Source organism: Streptomyces sp. NPDC059456, assembly GCF_042750055.1.
Lineage (GTDB): Bacteria > Actinomycetota > Actinomycetes > Streptomycetales > Streptomycetaceae > Streptomyces.
In genome coordinates this window covers 1-3229 of record NZ_JBHYVA010000842.1, presented here as the reverse complement: position 1 = coordinate 3229, position 3229 = coordinate 1, and the positions used below count along the sequence as shown (strand labels likewise).

The following is a 3229-nucleotide window of genomic DNA, read 5'->3' as shown; positions in this document are numbered from 1 at the left end:
GTCCCCCCCGTGGGCGCTCGTCTCCCGGCCAAGGGGCATCCCCCCCGCCCCCCGAGGGCGCTCGTGTCCCGGCCAAGGAGCATCCCCCCGTACCCCCCCCCCACACACACAAAGGCACTCATGTCCCGGCCCATGGGCTTCCGCCCCGCCCTTCCGGCGGGGCGTCGGGTGGTCAGAAGATGACCGTCATTGCGAAGAGGGACAGGGCCACCGTGCAGGTCACTGCCGCCAGGGCCGCGCGGGGGGTGAGGGGCTGGGGGCGGGGGGACGCCAGTTGGCGCATGCGGTGGTGGGCGATCGCCAGGAACGCCAGCCAGATCAGCGCGATCACCGCCGCCCCGCCGACCTCGACCGGCGAGCCCGGCCCGCGCAGCGCCGTGCGCAGTGCCAGCACCGCCGTCACCGAGCACGCCAGCGTCGTACGCCGCCACGCGAGCCGGGTCCGCTCGGGCTGCAGGCCCGCGTCACGGTCGGGCGTGCCGGAGGCCGTCATCGGCCGCTCGTCCAGCCCATCAGCACCACCAGGACCATCGACACCGCGACCAGCCCCACCCCCAGGCTCAGCACCACCGGGAACCGGGACAGCGGCAGGTCCTCGCCCCGCCGCATCGCCCGCTCGCACCGCACCCAGTGGTTCACCGCCCGCAGCGCGCAGGCCGCACCCACCGCGAGCAGCGCGAGCGCCATGCCGACCCGTACCCCCCAGCGCAGGTCCGGCAGGAACTGGTCCACCGCGAAGCCGCCGCCCACCAGGGCCAGGGAGGTCCGGATCCAGGCCAGGAAGGTCCGCTCGTTGGCCAGCGAGAACCGGTAGTCGGGGGTCTCGCCCTCGTCCCTCAGCCGCTGGGGGGCGAACCAGAGGCGCACGTCCTTGACGAAGTCGATCACCTGATCAATCTACTGGCGGGACTCCCGGTGCGCGCGCAGCCGGCGGTAGGCCTCCAGCCCGTCCGGCACCCACGGCCACTCCCCGTCGGCGACCCGCCCCGCCAGCTCCTCCTCGGAGAGCCACGCGTGCCAGGCCACCTCCGACTCCTGCGGCTGCACCGGCAGCTCGCAGCGCACCTCGTGGACGTACGACCACCAGGCCCCGCCCGGTCCCTCGTACAGGAACTTGAACAGCGGGACGGGCTGCGCCAGACCGGCGACGCCCAGTTCCTCCTCGGCTTCCCGCAGCGCGGCCTCGGCGTAGCTCTCGCCGGCGCCCACCACGCCGCCCACGAACATGTCGTAGGCCGAGGGGAAGACCAGCTTCGACGCCGTCCGCCGGTGGACGAAGATCCGTCCCTGCGCGTCCCTGGCCTGGACGAACACGCACCGGTGGAGCAGCCCGCCCGCGTACACCTCGCCGCGCGGAGCCCGCCCCGTCACCCGGTCGTCCCGGTCCACCACGTCCAGTACTTCGTCAGCAGCACTCACACGGATCATCCAACCACCGCTGTTGACTGGTTACCGCTCCGTAGCCAAGGATCTGCCCCACCATCGACCGGAGGACGGGTTCGCCATGACGTACGACGCAGACGTGATCGTGATCGGGGCCGGCCTCGCCGGGCTCGTGGCCACCGCCGAGCTCGTCGACGCGGGCCGCAAGGTCATCCTGCTCGACCAGGAGCCCGAGCAGTCGATCGGCGGCCAGGCGCACTGGTCCTTCGGCGGGCTGTTCTTCGTCGACTCGCCCGAGCAGCGGCGGATGCGGATCAAGGACAGCCGCGAGCTCGCCCTCCAGGACTGGCGGGGGACCGCAGGCTTCGACCGGGAGGAGGACGCCTGGCCGCGCCGCTGGGCGGAGGCGTACGTCGATTTCGCGGCCGGCGAGAAGCGGCCCTGGCTGCACGCGCAGGGAGTCCGCTTCTTCCCGGTGGTCGGCTGGGCCGAACGCGGCGGGTACGACGCCAACGGCCACGGGAACTCCGTCCCCCGCTTCCACATCACCTGGGGCACCGGGCCCGGTCTGGTCGAGCCCTTCGAGCGGCGGGTCCGCGCCGGGGTGGCCCGCGGCCTGGTGCGGCTCTGCTTCCGCCACCGGGTCACCGGGCTCGCCCGGACGGCGGGGGTGCTGGACACCGTGACGGGCGAGGTGCTGGAGCACTCCGACGCCGTGCGGGGGACCGCGAGCGGCCGGGGGACCACCGGCACGTTCTCCCTCCGGGCCCAGGCGGTCATCGTGACCAGCGGCGGCATCGGCGGCAACCACGACCTCGTGCGCAGCCAGTGGCCGGCCCGGCTCGGCACCCCGCCGCAGCGGATGCTCTCGGGGGTCCCGGCACACGTGGACGGCCTGATGCTCGGCATCGCGGAGGAAGCCGGGGCCAGCCACGTCAACAAGGACCGGATGTGGCACTACACCGAGGGCATCGAGAACTGGGACCCGATCTGGTCCCGGCACGGCATCCGCATCCTGCCCGGCCCGTCCTCGCTCTGGCTGGACGCCACCGGCAAGCGGCTGCCCGTACCGCTCTTCCCGGGGTTCGACACCCTCGGCACCCTGGACCACATCATGAAGACCGGCCACGACCACACCTGGTTCGTGCTCAACCAGCGCATCATCGGCAAGGAGTTCGGCCTCTCGGGCTCCGAACAGAACCCGGACCTGACGGGCAAGTCGGTCCGCGACGTCATCGGCCGGGCACGGCAGGCCGTACCCGGCCCGGTGAAGGCCTTCATGGACAACGGGGCCGACTTCGTCGTCGAGCGGGACCTCGGCTCGCTGGTGCGCGGCATGAACGCGGTCACCAAGGAGGACCTGCTCGACGAGGAAACGGTCCGCCGGGAGGTCGTGGCCCGCGACCGCGAGGTCGCCAACCCCTTCACCAAGGACCTCCAGGTGACGGCCATCCACGGCGCCCGCAAGTACCTCGGCGACCGGCTGATCCGCACCGCGGCACCGCACCGGATCCTGGACCCGAAGGCCGGCCCGCTGATCGCCGTCCGGCTCTCCGTCCTGACCCGCAAGTCCCTGGGCGGCCTGGAGACCGACCTGTCGTCGCGGGTCCTGACCGGGTCCGGCGAGCCACTGCCCGGCCTGTACGCGGCCGGCGAGGCGGCCGGCTTCGGCGGCGGCGGGGTGCACGGCTACCGCGCCCTGGAGGGCACCTTCCTCGGCGGCTGCATCTTCTCGGGCCGGGCGGGGGGGGGGGGGCGGGGGCGGGGGGGGGGGGGGGGGGGGTGGGGGGTGGGGGGGGGGGGGGGGGCGGCGGGGCGGGGCCGGGTCGCGGAGGGGGTCGGAGCG

General features: G+C 73.8%; 4 protein-coding genes. 1 reads left to right on the top strand and 3 read right to left on the bottom strand.

Going from position 1 to position 3229, the window contains the following annotated elements:
- Positions 1-172: 172 nt before the first annotated feature.
- From ACFXA3_RS39390 to ACFXA3_RS39380, 3 genes are read right to left on the bottom strand one after another with little or no spacing between them, the layout of a single operon-like run.
- A complete protein-coding gene (locus ACFXA3_RS39390; protein WP_385195708.1) occupies positions 173-493 on the bottom strand; it encodes a DUF202 domain-containing protein in 321 nt (106 codons plus the stop codon).
- Positions 490-888, bottom strand: coding sequence for a YidH family protein (locus ACFXA3_RS39385; RefSeq protein ID WP_385195706.1), 399 nt, complete (start codon positions 886-888; stop codon positions 490-492). The genes ACFXA3_RS39390 and ACFXA3_RS39385 overlap by 4 nt, the downstream gene beginning before the upstream one ends.
- Before the next feature lie 9 nt (positions 889-897).
- Entirely contained in the window at positions 898-1428 is a 531-nt protein-coding gene (locus tag ACFXA3_RS39380; protein ID WP_385195703.1) for an NUDIX domain-containing protein, read from the bottom strand.
- A 76-nt stretch (positions 1429-1504) separates the two neighbouring features.
- Here ACFXA3_RS39380 and ACFXA3_RS39375 point away from each other — a divergent pair.
- Positions 1505-3229: FAD-binding dehydrogenase (locus ACFXA3_RS39375; protein ID WP_385195700.1), on the top strand; the 1725-nt coding region annotated here is incomplete at its 3' end.